At 70.4% G+C, this 12,759-nt stretch carries 11 protein-coding genes and 1 pseudogene; 9 read left to right on the plus strand and 3 right to left on the minus strand.

Going from position 1 to position 12,759, the window contains the following annotated elements; genetic code table 11:
- Nucleotides 1-23 precede the first annotated feature (23 nt).
- Nucleotides 24-2,009: a glycosyltransferase family 2 protein gene (locus HYN04_RS10710; RefSeq protein ID WP_162599627.1), complete on the plus strand. Its 1,986-nt coding sequence runs from the start codon at nt 24-26 to the stop codon at nt 2,007-2,009.
- Nucleotides 2,006-3,274 carry a glutamate carboxypeptidase gene (locus HYN04_RS10715; RefSeq protein WP_110450753.1) on the plus strand — a complete coding sequence of 423 codons (1,269 nt, stop codon included), beginning with the start codon at nt 2,006-2,008 and terminating at the stop codon, nt 3,272-3,274. Before HYN04_RS10710 ends, HYN04_RS10715 begins: the two co-directional genes overlap by 4 nt.
- Here HYN04_RS10715 and HYN04_RS10720 read toward each other — a convergent pair.
- A complete protein-coding gene (locus tag HYN04_RS10720) occupies nt 3,264-3,923 on the minus strand; it encodes a COQ9 family protein (protein WP_241962613.1) in 660 nt (219 codons plus the stop codon). The two genes, HYN04_RS10715 and HYN04_RS10720, sit on opposite strands and share 11 nt — an antisense overlap.
- A gap of 171 nt (nt 3,924-4,094) precedes the next feature.
- Between HYN04_RS10720 and rpsU the strand changes: the two genes are divergently transcribed.
- From rpsU to folP, 3 genes are all read left to right on the plus strand, one after another.
- On the plus strand, nt 4,095-4,328 hold the full coding sequence (gene rpsU, locus HYN04_RS10725) for a 30S ribosomal protein S21 (protein ID WP_110451396.1): 234 nt from the start codon (nt 4,095-4,097) through the stop codon (nt 4,326-4,328).
- 163 nt (nt 4,329-4,491) lie between these two features.
- Nucleotides 4,492-6,378 carry an ATP-dependent zinc metalloprotease FtsH gene (gene ftsH, locus HYN04_RS10730; RefSeq protein WP_110450754.1) on the plus strand — a complete coding sequence of 629 codons (1,887 nt, stop codon included), beginning with the start codon at nt 4,492-4,494 and terminating at the stop codon, nt 6,376-6,378.
- Nucleotides 6,379-6,413: 35 nt separating this feature from the next.
- Entirely contained in the window at nt 6,414-7,217 is an 804-nt protein-coding gene (folP, locus tag HYN04_RS10735; protein ID WP_110451397.1) for a dihydropteroate synthase, read from the plus strand.
- On the opposite strand, the gene HYN04_RS10740 is transcribed toward folP, so the two are convergent.
- Complete coding sequence (locus tag HYN04_RS10740) at nt 7,201-7,968, minus strand: SDR family oxidoreductase (RefSeq protein WP_110450755.1); 768 nt, start codon at nt 7,966-7,968, stop codon at nt 7,201-7,203. The two genes, folP and HYN04_RS10740, sit on opposite strands and share 17 nt — an antisense overlap.
- A gap of 65 nt (nt 7,969-8,033) precedes the next feature.
- Between HYN04_RS10740 and thiD the strand changes: the two genes are divergently transcribed.
- Both thiD and HYN04_RS10750 read left to right on the plus strand, forming a co-directional pair.
- Entirely contained in the window at nt 8,034-8,840 is an 807-nt protein-coding gene (gene thiD, locus HYN04_RS10745) for a bifunctional hydroxymethylpyrimidine kinase/phosphomethylpyrimidine kinase (protein WP_110450756.1), read from the plus strand.
- 47 nt (nt 8,841-8,887) lie between these two features.
- Nucleotides 8,888-9,406: pseudogene (locus HYN04_RS10750) on the plus strand (nucleotidyltransferase family protein).
- A gap of 377 nt (nt 9,407-9,783) precedes the next feature.
- Here the strand turns inward: HYN04_RS10750 and HYN04_RS10755 are convergent.
- Complete coding sequence (locus tag HYN04_RS10755) at nt 9,784-11,679, minus strand: ATP-binding protein (RefSeq protein WP_110451398.1); 1,896 nt, start codon at nt 11,677-11,679, stop codon at nt 9,784-9,786.
- Between the two features lie 241 nt (nt 11,680-11,920).
- Here HYN04_RS10755 and HYN04_RS10760 point away from each other — a divergent pair, with 241 nt between their 5' ends.
- Both HYN04_RS10760 and HYN04_RS13505 read left to right on the plus strand, forming a co-directional pair.
- Nucleotides 11,921-12,256: a hypothetical protein gene (locus tag HYN04_RS10760; RefSeq protein WP_110450757.1), complete on the plus strand. Its 336-nt coding sequence runs from the start codon at nt 11,921-11,923 to the stop codon at nt 12,254-12,256.
- A 61-nt stretch (nt 12,257-12,317) separates the two neighbouring features.
- Nucleotides 12,318-12,746: a hypothetical protein gene (locus HYN04_RS13505; RefSeq protein WP_162599628.1), complete on the plus strand. Its 429-nt coding sequence runs from the start codon at nt 12,318-12,320 to the stop codon at nt 12,744-12,746.
- Nucleotides 12,747-12,759 lie beyond the last annotated feature (13 nt).

Raw genomic sequence — 12,759 nt, forward strand, 5'->3', positions numbered from 1 at the left:
GCGAGGCGGCTGTAGAAAGGGACATGGCCTCCGCCCCGCCGCCCCGACCGAACGCCGGACCCGCCGCCGCCCTGCGCCGGCTGGCCGCCCGTGGGCTGGGTTTCGTGCGCTCGGTCCCAGCCCTGCACCGACCGGTCCACGCCCTGGCTGAGCGCATCGCCCGGCATCCGGCGGGGGCGCGGCTGATCCGCAGCGTGCTGGAGCCCCACGCCCTGGACCCGGCCGCCTACGCCCGCTGGATCGCCCGGTGCGACACCCTGACCGTGGCCGACCTGGCGGCGGCCCGGGACCTGGCGCGCCGGCTGGAGGCGCGGGGCCCCCTGATCTCGGTGGTGATCCCGGTCTTCGATCCCGACCCGGCGCACCTGGAGGCGGCCATCGCCTCGGTGAAGGCGCAGGTCTGGCCGAAGTGGGAGTTGTGCCTGGCCGACGACGCCTCGCCGGGCGGGGCGGCCTGGGCGAGGCTGGAGGCGGCGGCCTCGGCGGATCCGCGCATCCGCATCGTAAGGCGGGAGGCCAACGGCCACATCAGCGCGGCGACCAACTCGGCCCTGGCCCAGGCGGGCGGGGAGTTCGTCGCCTTCATGGACCAGGACGACCTGATCCCGCCCCACGCCCTGCTGGAGGTGGCGGCCGAGTTGGTGCGCCATCCGGAGACGGACCTCATCTACACCGACGAGGACAAGCTCGACGGGCGCGGGCGGCGGGTGGAGCCGCACTTCAAGACCGGCTGGGACCCGGAGCTCATGCTGTCCCAGAACATGGCCAGCCACCTGACCGTGATCCGCCGCAGCCGGGTGACCGAGGCCGGCGGCCTTCGCGAGGGGCTTGAGGGCGCCCAGGACTGGGACCTCGTTCTGCGCGTGGCGCGGGCGGCGGGGCCGGGGCGGATCCGGCACGTCCCGGCTGTGCTCTACCACTGGCGCAAGGCGGGGCGGTCCTCGTTCTCGGAGACGGCCATGGCGCGCTGCCGGGCGGCGGCGGAGCGGGCGGTGAACGACCACCTGTCGTCGACGGGCCAGGCGGCCCGGGCGAAGGCGACGGCGTCGGGACCGGCCTGGCTGGAGATCACGCGCGACCTGCCCGACCCAGCGCCGAAGGTCTCGGTGATCGTCCCCACGCGGGACCGGGCGGACCTGCTGGAGGCCTGCGCCCGGGGCGTCCTGGAGCGGACCGACTGGCCGGACCTGGAGCTTCTGGTCGTCGACAACGACAGCGTCGAGCCGGCGACCACAGCCCTCTTCGCGCGCCTGGCGGCGGACCCGAGGGTGCGGATCCTGCCGGCGCCGGGGCCCTTCAACTATTCGGCGATCAACAATGCGGCGGTGGAGGCGGCGCGGGGCGACCTGCTGGTCTTCCTGAACAACGACGTAGAGGTCCGCGACGCCGGCTGGCTGAAGGCCCTGGCCGCCCAGGCCCTGCGGCCAGAGGTGGGTGCGGCGGGGGCCCTGCTGCGGTTTCCGGACGGCCGGGTGCAGCACGCGGGCGTAGCCCTGGGCATCGGCGCGGCGGGCGTGGCGGGGGCCCTGGGCGTCGGCGCCGGACCACAGGACCCAGGCCCCTCAAACCGGTTGCGGACGGCGCGCGGCGTCTCGGCCGCGACGGCGGCCTGCCTGGCGGTGCGCCGGGAGGTGTTCGCGGCGGCGGGGGGCTTCGACGCCGAACACCTGCCGGTGGCTTTCAACGACATCGACCTGTGCCTGAAGATCGGCGCCCTGGGCCTGCAGGTGATCTGGACGCCCCAGGCGGACCTGATCCACAGGGAGTCGGCCTCACGGGGCTCGGACCTGGAGGCGCGTCATGCAGAACGCTTCGCGCGAGAAGCCGCCTGGATGCGGACGCGCTGGGGCGAGAAGCTGGACGCAGACCCTTTCTATGGCTTGAACATGGACCTGGCGGGCGGCGACTGGCGACCGGCCGACCCGCCGCGACGCCTGCGCCCCTGGGCCTTGCCGCCGCAGGCCTGGGAGGCCATGGTCGGCGCGCCCACAGACGGAGAGACCCCATGATGCGCGCGCACCCGCGGAACCGGACAGTCCTGGCCCTGGCCCTCCTGGCGGCGGGGGCAAGCGCCCTGCCCGCCCTGGCTGCGCCGCGCAAGGACGAGGGCCTGTGGAAGGCGGCGGAGGCGGCGCGCCCTGAGCAGCTGAAGCTGCTGGAAACCCTGGTCAACATCGATTCCGGCACGGGCGACGTCGAGGGCGGCACGCGGGTGCTGGACGTCCTGGCGCCCCGGCTGGAGGCCCTGGGGGCCAGGATCGAGCGCGTGCCCGCCGAAATCCCCGGCCTGCCGGACAACCTCGTCGCCACCCTGAAGGGCAAGGGCAAGGCGAAGATCCTGATGATCGGCCACATCGACACCGTCTTCGAGCCTGGCACGACGGCGAAGTGGCGCTATTCGGTGAGCGGCGATCGGGCCACGGGCCCCGGCGTGGGCGACGAGAAGGGCGGTGTGGTCCAGGCTGTCGTCGCCCTTGAGATCCTGACCGCCCGCGGCTTCCGCAACTTCGACACCCTGACCCTGCTGCTGGAGAGCAGCGAGGAGCGTGGCTCGCCGGGGACACGGGCCCTGATCGACCGCCTGGTGAAGAGCCATGAGGTGGAGCTGAACCTCGAGCCCGGCGACGCCCCGGACAAGATCACGGTCTGGCGCAAGGGCAGCTCGACCTTCAACATCGACGTCAAGGGCCGGCCCGCCCACGCCGGGGTGGCCCCGCAGGACGGCCGCAACGCCGCCACTGAGCTTGTCCACCAGCTGGCGACCGTGGACACCCTGCCCAAGTCGGGCGACGGCCTGACCGCCAACCTGACCATCATCCAGGCCGGCAGCCGGTACAACATCATCCCCGAGAACGCCCGGGCCCAGGTCAATGTGCGGATCCGCGACAAGGCTGACCTCGAGCGGGTCCAGTCGCTCCTCGAGGAGAGCGCCCGGAACACCAAGGTGCCCGACACCAGGGTCACGGTGAGCCGCGAGAACTCGTTCCCGCCCCTTCCCGACAACCCCCATACCGACGCCCTGGCCGTTCGGGCGAAGGGCATCTACGCCGAACTGGGTCGCGAGCTGGGGACGGGCGGCAATGGCGGGGCCTCGGAATCGGCCCTGGCGCACGAGGCTGGAACTCCGGCCCTCGACGGCCTGGGCCCGGTGGGGGGCAGCTTCCACACCGACAAGGAGTGGATCGACCTGACCACGGTCACGCCGCGCACCTACCTGCTGATGCGGCTGATCCAGGACCTGGCCGCTCGGCCGGCCAAGCGCTTCATCCCCTGACGCCGTAGCGCAGCCGGCCCAGGCCCTCGGCGAGCCGGCGCAGGGGCTTGCCCGGCGTCTGCTTCGCCTTCCAGGCTTCAAAAGCCATGACGTTGGCGATGCGCGCGTCGACATAGGCCTCGGACTCGGCCTCGCCCTGTCGCAGGCGGACCGCGAGGGCGGAGACCAGGATGCCCGCCAGGATGGCGCGCTTGGAATAATGGTTCTCGTCGGCAGCGGTGTCGCCCGCCCAGCGCCAGAGGGCGTCGGCGCTCTCCCAGGCCAGGGACAGGCCCTGCGGGGCATTCGGCGGCAGGGCCAGCCAGCCCGACCAGCGGCGCACGGCGGGAGCGTCGAACGCGGCGGCCTCCAGGCGGGCGAGGACGGCGGCGCGGATGCGCTGGCGGATCTTCAGCCCCGCCGGGTCGGGAAGGGCGGCGAGGGCGGCGGCGTCATGCCGGCGCGACAGAAGGGCCGCCAGGTCCGCCGGGCCGTGGGGCAGGATGAGCTCGGTCTCCCCGGGGGTGAATCCGGCGTCGGCGCCGGCGGCGGTGGCCATCGCGCGGGTCCAGCCCATGGCCGGGGCGCGGGCCAGAGCGGCTGTGAGGACGGCCTCTTCGGCGCGCCGCAGCCAAGCCTCGGGGTCTTCCTGCATGTCCATGCGGTCCATATAGGGCCAAACCCCTTGCGTGTCCGCCGTGGACAGGCGTTTTCCGGTCTGCTATTGCCCGCGGCCTGCCCGGTCGGGAGACCGTCGGGAACAAAAGGCTATTGTCCGTTCGCCGCTGAGGCCTCCCCCGGAGGCGACGCCGAGCGGGAACGGGTGACAGGAGAGAGACCTCTGGTTCAGATTTTCGTCCGCGACAACAATGTCGACCAGGCCCTGAAGGCGCTGAAGAAGAAGATGCAGCGCGAGGGCTCGTTCCGCGAGATGAAGCGTCACGTGCACTACGAGAAGCCCTCGGAGAAGCGCGCTCGCCAGCAGGCCGAGGCCGTCCGCCGCGCCCGCAAGCTGGCCCGCAAGCGCGCCCAGCGCGAAGGCCTGATCGCCGCGCCGAAGAAGCCTGCGCGCTGATCCTGCGCCACGCCGGATTTACCGAGTTTTTGAAGGGCCGTGCGCACCCCGCACGGCCTTTTCTTCGTCAGGACGCCTGTGATGGACAGGATCGCTGGAGATTCCCCGGGCGGGCGCCTATCTTGAGACCGGAACGGCATTCAACCCCTGGGATCGGACGCCAATGAACTTTCGTAATCTGGGCATCTGGGCCGCCATCATCATCGCCCTGGCGGGCATGTACGCGCTGATGAACCCCAGCCAGCGCACCGCGACGGTCAGCGAACTCAGCTATTCCCAGCTGCTCGCCAAGATCGATGGCGGGAGCGTCAAGTCGGTCGAGATGGCCGGTCCGAAGATCATCGTGAAGGACAGCGCCGGGAAGACCTTCGCTTCCACCACGCCGAACAACCAGGAAGACCTGGTCAAGCGGCTTGAGGCCCGGAACGTCGACATCAAGGTCAAGCCGCCCGGGGGCATGAGCGCCGGCGCCATCCTCCTGCAGCTGCTGCCGATCATCATCATGGTCGGCATCTGGATCTTCTTCATGCGCCAGATGCAGGGCGGGGCCCGCGGCGCCATGGGTTTTGGCAAGTCCAAGGCCAAGATGCTGACCGAGAACCGCAACCGCGTGACCTTCGAGGACGTGGCCGGCGTGGATGAAGCCAAGGAAGAGCTTTCGGAAATCGTCGACTTCCTGAAGGACCCGGGCAAGTTCCAGCGCCTGGGCGGCAAGATCCCCAAGGGCGCCCTGATGGTTGGCCCTCCTGGCACCGGCAAGACCCTGCTCGGCCGCGCCGTGGCCGGCGAGGCGGGCGTACCCTTCTTCTACATCTCGGGCTCGGACTTCGTGGAGATGTTCGTCGGCGTCGGCGCCAGCCGGGTGCGCGACATGTTCGAGCAGGCCAAGAAGAACAGCCCCTGCATCATCTTCATCGACGAGATCGACGCGGTCGGTCGCCATCGCGGCGCAGGCCTCGGCGGCGGCAATGACGAGCGCGAGCAGACCCTGAACCAGCTGCTGGTGGAGATGGACGGCTTCGACCCGTCCGACGCCATCATCGTGATCGCCTCGACCAACCGGCCGGACGTTCTGGACCCCGCCCTGCTGCGCCCGGGCCGCTTTGACCGGCAGGTGGTGGTGGGCAATCCGGACGTGAACGGCCGGGAGCGGATCCTGCGGGTGCACATGCGCAATGTGCCCCTGGCGGCGGACGTGGACATCCGCACCATCGCCCGCGGCACGCCGGGCTTTTCGGGCGCAGACCTGGCCAACCTGGTCAACGAGGCCGCCCTGATGGCCGCCCGCAAGAACAGGAAGATGGTCACCCAGCGCGACTTCGAGGACGCCAAGGACCGGGTCATGATGGGCGCCGAGCGCAAGTCCATGGCCATGACCGACGACGAGAAGCGCCTGACCGCCTACCACGAGGGCGGCCACGCCCTGGTGGCCCTGAGCGTTCCCGCCTCGGACCCGGTGCACAAGGCGACCATCATCCCGCGCGGCCGGGCCCTGGGCATGGTCATGCAGCTGCCCGAGCGCGACCAGCTGTCCATGAGCTTCCAGCAGATGACCTCGCGCCTCACCATCCTGATGGGCGGCCGGCTGGCCGAGGAGATCATCTTCGGCCGCGAGAAGATCACCTCCGGCGCCTCGTCCGACATCGACCAGGCCACCCGCCTGGCCCGGGCCATGGTGACCAAGTGGGGCTTCTCCGACCGCCTGGGCGTGGTCTCCTACGGCGAGAACCAGGACGAGGTCTTCCTGGGCCATTCCGTCTCGCGGACCCAGAACGTCTCGGAAGAGACCGCCCGGATCATCGACGAGGAGGTCAAGCGCCTGGTGCAGGCCGGCTACGACGAGGCCAAGCGGATCCTCACCGAGAAGATCGAGGACCTGCACACCCTGGCCAAGGCCCTGCTGGAATACGAGACCCTGACCGGCGACGAGATCACCAATGCGCTGAAGGGGGTCATGCCCAAGCGGGACGACCTGGGCGACGCCGGCCCCGCCCTGCCCTCCGTCTCGGTTCCCCTGGCCCCGACCGCCGTGCGGCCCCAGCCGGCGTGAGCGAGGCCCCGGCCGCCGGCCGCCGCCCCCTTGTCATGGGGGTGGTGAACGTCACCCCGGACAGCTTCTCGGACGGCGGGCGGCTGCAGGGGGTCGAGGGGGCGGTTTCCTACGCCCTGGCGCTGGACCGGGCGGGAGCGGACATTCTCGACATTGGCGGCGAGTCCACCCGCCCTGGCGCCGCCCCGGTCAGCGCCGAGGCCGAGCTTGGGCGTGTCCTGCCCGTCCTGCATACCCTGCGCCCCCTGACCCCCCGCCGCATCTCCGTCGACACCTGCAAGCCCGAGGTGGCCCGGGCGGCGGTGGAGGCGGGGGCGGACATCTGGAACGACGTCACCGCCCTGGGCGCCCCCGGCGCGGCGGACCTGGCGGCGGAACTCGGCTGCGAGGTCATGCTGATGCACATGCAGGGCGAGCCGCGCACCATGCAGGCCGCCCCGCAGTACGAGGACGTCCTGGCCGAGGTCTGCGAGTTCCTGGAGGCCCGGGCCGCGACCGCCCTTACGGCGGGCGTGGCGCGGGAGAAGATCTGGCTGGATCCCGGCATCGGCTTCGGCAAGACCGTGGCCCACAACCTGGCCCTGCTTGCGGGGCTGGAGCGGATCGTCGCCCTCGGCTTCCCGGTCCTGCTGGGCGCCAGCCGCAAGCGCTTCATCGCCGCCGTCGGCGCAGGCGGGCAGCTGGCTTCAGACCGGCTGGGCGGCTCGCTGGCGGCGGCCCTGGCCGGAGCGCGGGCGGGCGTGGCGGCGGTGCGTGTCCACGACGTGGCCGAGACCGTCCAGGCCCTTGAGGTCCAGGCGGTGATCGCGGCTGGCGGCGGCTTCAGCCCCGCCCGATGAAGGGCATGGCGGTGGCCATGACCGTCATGAACTGGACATTGGCGCCGAGGGGCAGGCCGGCCATGTAGGCCACCGCCTCGGCGACGGCCCCGACATCCATGGTGGGCTCGCGCGCCACGGACCCGTCGGCCTGGAGGACGCCCCGGGACATCCGCGCGGTCATCTCGGTGGCGGCGTTGCCAATGTCGATCTGTCCGCAGGCGATATTGTAGGCGCGCCCGTCCAGGCTGGCCTGGCGGGTCAGGCCGGTCATGGCGTGCTTGGTGGCCGTGTAGGCGACGGACCGCGGACGCGGGACCTGGGCCGAGATCGAGCCATTGTTGATGATGCGCCCGCCCTGGGGGTCCTGAGCCTTCATGCGCCGGAAGGCGGCCTGCAGGCACAGGAAGGCGCCGGTCAGGTTGACGTCGACCACCCGGCGCCAGTCCTCAAGGGACAGGTCCTCCAGGGGAACGGGCGGCGCCCCCGTCCCGGCGTTGTTGAACAACAGGTCCACGCGACCGAAACGCACCACGGTTCCATCGAAGAGGGCCTCGACCTGGTCGCGGTCGGACACATCCGTGGCCTGGACGTGGAGGCGGGCGGGGTCGGAGGCCAGGTCCCGGGTCTGGGCCAGGGCGTCGGCGCGGCGTCCGGCGAGGACGACGGACCAGCCCCGGTCGGCGAGGGCGAGGGCCGCGGCGCGGCCGATGCCGGAACCGGCGCCGGTGACGACGGCGACACCGGGCGGGAAGGAAGGCGTGTCGGACATGGGGCGAGCCTATCCCCGCCCGCGAGGCCCGTGCAATTCCCCGTGGGCCGGGATAGGAGAGGCCCATGTCAAAAGCCCTCGGAAGAGTCCTGATCATCGCCGGCTCCGACTCCGGAGGCGGCGCCGGCCTGCAGGCCGACCTGAAGACGGTCACCGCCCTGGGCGGCTTTGCGGCGACGGCGGTGACGGCCATCACGGTGCAGAACACCCTGGGGGTCAGCGGGGTCCTGCCGGTGCCGGCGGAGATGGTGACGGCCCAGGCCCGGGCCGTCCTGGACGACATCGGCGCCGACGCCCTCAAGACCGGCATGCTGGGCGATGTCGCCATGGTCGAGACCGTGGCGGCCATCCTGGATACGGTTCCCGACATCCCCGCCGTGGTCGATCCGGTGATGACCGCCAAGGGCGGCGCGGCCCTGCTGGCCGCCGAGGCCATGGACGCCGTCCGCCGCCTCATGATCCCCCGGGCCTGGCTCCTCACCCCCAACGCCCCGGAGGCTGAGGCCCTGACCGGCCTGGAGGTCCGGACGCCGGACGACCAGAGGCGGGCCGGCGAGGCCCTGCTGGCCCTGGGCGCCCGGGCGGTGCTGATGAAGGGCGGCCACCTGGACGGGGGCCGGGTGGTGGACCTGCTGATCACCCCCTCCGGCGAGACCCTGTTCGAGGCCGGCCGCATCGACACCCGCCACACCCACGGCACGGGCTGCACCCTGGCCTCAGCCTGCGCGGCGGGCCTGGCGCAGGGCCTCCCCCTTGAAGCCGCCGTGGCGCGGGCCTGGGCCTATGTCCAGGAAGCCATCGCCCGGGCGCCCGGCCTGGGCGGCGGCCATGGCCCCCTGGACCACGCCTGGCCGCTGCGGGGGCGGGCGTGAGCCGCGCCGATGAACTCGAGGTCCTGGTCCGGAAGTCCGACAGCCTGATGGGCGTCCTTCGCGCCGCCCGCAGCCTCGACCTGCCGGACTGGCTGGTCTTCTCGGGGGCGGTCTACCAGAAGGTGCTGAACCACCTGACCGGCCGGCCGGACGCCCACGGGCTCAAGGACTACGACCTGGGCTATTTCGACGCCTCGGACACGAGCTGGGAGGCGGAGGACGTGGTGATCCGCAGGGCCGCCGCCGTCCTGCCGCCGCCCCTCGACCGGCTGGTGGAGGTGCGCAACCAGGCCCGGGTCCACCTCTGGTTCGAAGGCCGGTTCGGAGAGCCCTAAGCCCCCCTGGGCCGGAGCGCCGAGGCCCTGGAGCGCTTCGTCTCGCCGACCTTTGCCGTCGGCGTGCGGCTGGAGGCCGACGACCGGCTGACGGTGGAGGCGCCCTTTGGGCTGGACGACCTGTTTGACCTGAGGCTGAGGCCCAACCCGAACCGGCCCGAAGGGGACTTCCGGCGCAAGGTCTCTGGCGTGCTGGCGCGCTGGCCGGAACTGAAGGTCGAGGCCCGGTAAGGCGATCAACCGGACCGCCGTTGACCCCCTCCGCCGCGCTACGCGCGCCACCTCCCCCCGGGGGGAGGAATTACCGGCTCAGCTCGGCGTGAAGCTCGGTGAAGGGGTCAGCCGGACCGCCGTTGACCCCCTCCGCCGCGCTACGCGCGCCACCTCCCCCCGGGGGGAGGAATTACCGGCTCAGCTCGGCGTGAAGCTCGGTGAAGGGGTCAGCTGAGCCGCCGGAGACCCCCTCCGCCGCGCGACGCGCGCCACCTCCCCCTAGGGGGGAGGAATTCGCGCTCAATTGCTCCCCCAAGGGGGAGCTCCGGCCGAAGGCCGGTGAGGGGGTCAACGGCGGTTCAGCGCGCCCAAGGGGCCCAGGGGGATGGGCAGGATCAGGCCTGGGCGGCCCTGGGGCCTTGCCCCAGGTCCGGGTCGCTGGTGACCCGGCTGATGGTTTCCACCAGGCGCTTGATCTCGATAGGCTTGGAAAGGTGCTCGTCCATGCCGGCGGCGAGGTACTCGGCGACCTGGTGGGTCAGGGCGTCGGCCGTGAGGGCGATGATCGGGGTCCGGGGCAGGCCGCGGTTGCGCTCGAGGGCGCGGATGGCCCGGGCGGCCTCGACCCCGCCCATGACGGGCATGTGGATGTCCATGAGGATCAGGTCGAAGCGACCGGTCTTCCAGGCGGCCACTGCGGCGGCGCCGTCGGACACCACCTCGAGGGCGCAGCCCACCGAGGCCATGACGGCGGTCAGGACCTGCTGGTTGGTGGGATTGTCTTCGGCCGCGAGGACCCGCAGGGGCGGCCAGGCCTCGTCCTCATCATCGAAGAGGCCGTCATCAAGGCGTTCGGCGTCGGAGTCGCTGGCGCGGAGGAGGGGCGCGGTGAAGCGGAAGGTCGAGCCCAGTCCCTCGGTGCTGTCGAAGCTGATCCGGCCGCCCATCATGTGGGTCAGTTCAGCCGAGATGGCGAGGCCGAGGCCCGTGCCGCCAAAGCGCCGCGTGGCCGAATTGTCGACCTGGACGAACTTCTCGAACAGGACGGCGTGCTTCTCCGGGGGGATGCCGACGCCGGTGTCGCGCACGGTCATGACCAGCTGGTCCGCGACCTGGTCGATATGAAGGCTGATCGAGCCGTGATGGGTGAACTTGACCGCGTTGGAGACCAGGTTGCTGAGGATCTGGCGCAGACGGCCGGGATCGCCGCGCCAGGCCCCGGAAGCGGCGGGCGTGATGCGCATCTCGAACTCCAGCCCCTTCTCCCGCGCGGCGGGGGCGAAGAGGTCGCGGACGGGGCTGAGGGCGTCCTCGAGGTCGAAGACCTCGTCGGTCAGGGTCATCCGGCCCGCCTCGATCTTGGACAGGTCCAGCACGTCGTTGAGGATGGCCAGGAGCAGGCCGCCGGACTGGCGGACGACGTCGAGACGCTTCCTCTGCTCGGCCGGCAGGTCGCCCATGGCCATGATCTCGGCCATGGTCAGCACCCCGTTCAGGGGCGTGCGGATCTCGTGGCTCATGTTGGCCAGGAACTGGGTCTTCATCAGGCTGGCGTCGTCGGCGCGGTCGCGGGCGTCCTGCAGCTCGGTCATCATGGCCTGCTGCTGGGCCTCACGGACCGACAGCCGGTGGAGCAGGTGGTTGAAGGAGGCGCTGAGGCCGCGGAACAGGCCATCCCGGGTCTTCAGGAGGATGGGTTCGTAGCTGCCGCTCTCCGAGACCCTCTGCATGGCGGCCGAGAGCTCGACGACGGGCTCGACGACGCGGTCAGCCTGCTGCTTGGCCATCACCATGGCGGCGCCGATGCCGGCGAAGAGCAGGGCGCCGGCCAGGGCCAGGAGCTGGGGCGCCACGTCGGACAGGCCGGCCGGACGGCCGGCGGTGACGATCTCGCCAAACCGCTCGCCCCCTCGGGTGACCGGGGTGCGGATGACCACGGTGGCGGAGTTCGCCTCGAGGGCCTCGCGGCGGAAGCCGGCGACCCTGTGGCCCTCGGAATCGAAGTACTCGGCCGAGACCAGGGCGGGCGCGAGTCCCAGGGAGCGGACGGCGGACTCCACCGCGGCCTTGTCCCCCGCCTTTGCCGCGTCGGCGATGCTGATCGCGGCCATGCCGCCGAGGGTCGCCTGGAGGTTACGGTTCTGCGCGTGGACCATGGCCCACTGCTGGCCCATGAAGGCCAGGCTGGCGATCAGGAGGACGCTGAGCGCCGTGACCAGGGCGGCGGCCGAGATCCGGGCGTGGAAGCCCGTCGTCGGCGGCGTCTTGGGTCGGAACTCGGGCGGCTTCATTCGGGTGGCCTTCTGCATTCCCGTCGGCTTCGAGCCCCAATCTCCCACGAGTGTCCTAACGTTTCCCTGAATTAACCTTTTGAAAAACAGACGCCCGAGATCGAATCAGGTTGAAAATCGACCCGAATCGCTCCATCTGCGACAAAATGCCACGGTTAACAAAGTGTGAATCCCCGAGACGCCCGTTAACCTCCGATTTACCTTAACAACGAGGCTATTGCGCCGGTTGAGGGGGATACCCATGGATAAGGCTTTCATCGCCAAGCGTTCGCAGGAAAAGCTCGTCGCCACCGAGGCGGCGATTGATGCAGCACTGATCGAGACCACCCAGCTGCTCGCCGACCTGCTGCAGGCCCGCGCCGACGTTGGCGCGCCCGTGTCCTTCGCCGACGACGTGCAGGTGAAGCTGACCGAGGCCGTCGCAGCCCTCAGCTCGGCCCGCACCACGATGGGCCAGGTACACTCCGGCCTGGAGGAAGCCGCCCTCCGCCTTGGCATCCGCCCGCGGATGGTTGGTCCCTACCGGAAGAGCGACTTCCGCCTCTCCGCTGAAGAGTCGGATCGCTCCGCCGCCTGACGGGCGTCACAACCTGTTAAAGAATTTGGGGCTCTTCTCATCTGAGAGGAGCCCTTTTTTCATGTCGCCCAGCGAACTTCTTTTGCAGATTCCGCTGTATGCGCTGGTGATTGGCGTGCCAGCCTGGGCGCTGATATCAGGCGGAAGAGCCGAGAAAATTTCGGCGTTGATTTTTGTATTCGCAACATTAGCGACTAACTTTGTCGGCCTTTTCTCTGCATTCAAGAATTCCGCAACCATCATACTTTTGATCGATGGAGTGATGGCCCTTAGCTATCTTGCTCTTGCGTTAATATATGGACATCTATGGATTTCACTCATGATGTTTGCCATGGGTGGATTCTTTGCGATACATGCATACTTTCAAATGTCAGGCCGATCGTTGGATCCGACCTTTGCCCTTGCCAGCAATTTGGCAACAGTAGTCCTCTTGACCAGCCTCGCCATCGGCGTCTGGACCTCCCGGCGTCGGGCGGCCGAAGAGGGCTGACCCCACTTCTCCC

The sequence above is a fragment of the Phenylobacterium parvum genome, from assembly GCF_003150835.1.
Classification (GTDB): Bacteria; Pseudomonadota; Alphaproteobacteria; order Caulobacterales; family Caulobacteraceae; genus Phenylobacterium; species Phenylobacterium parvum.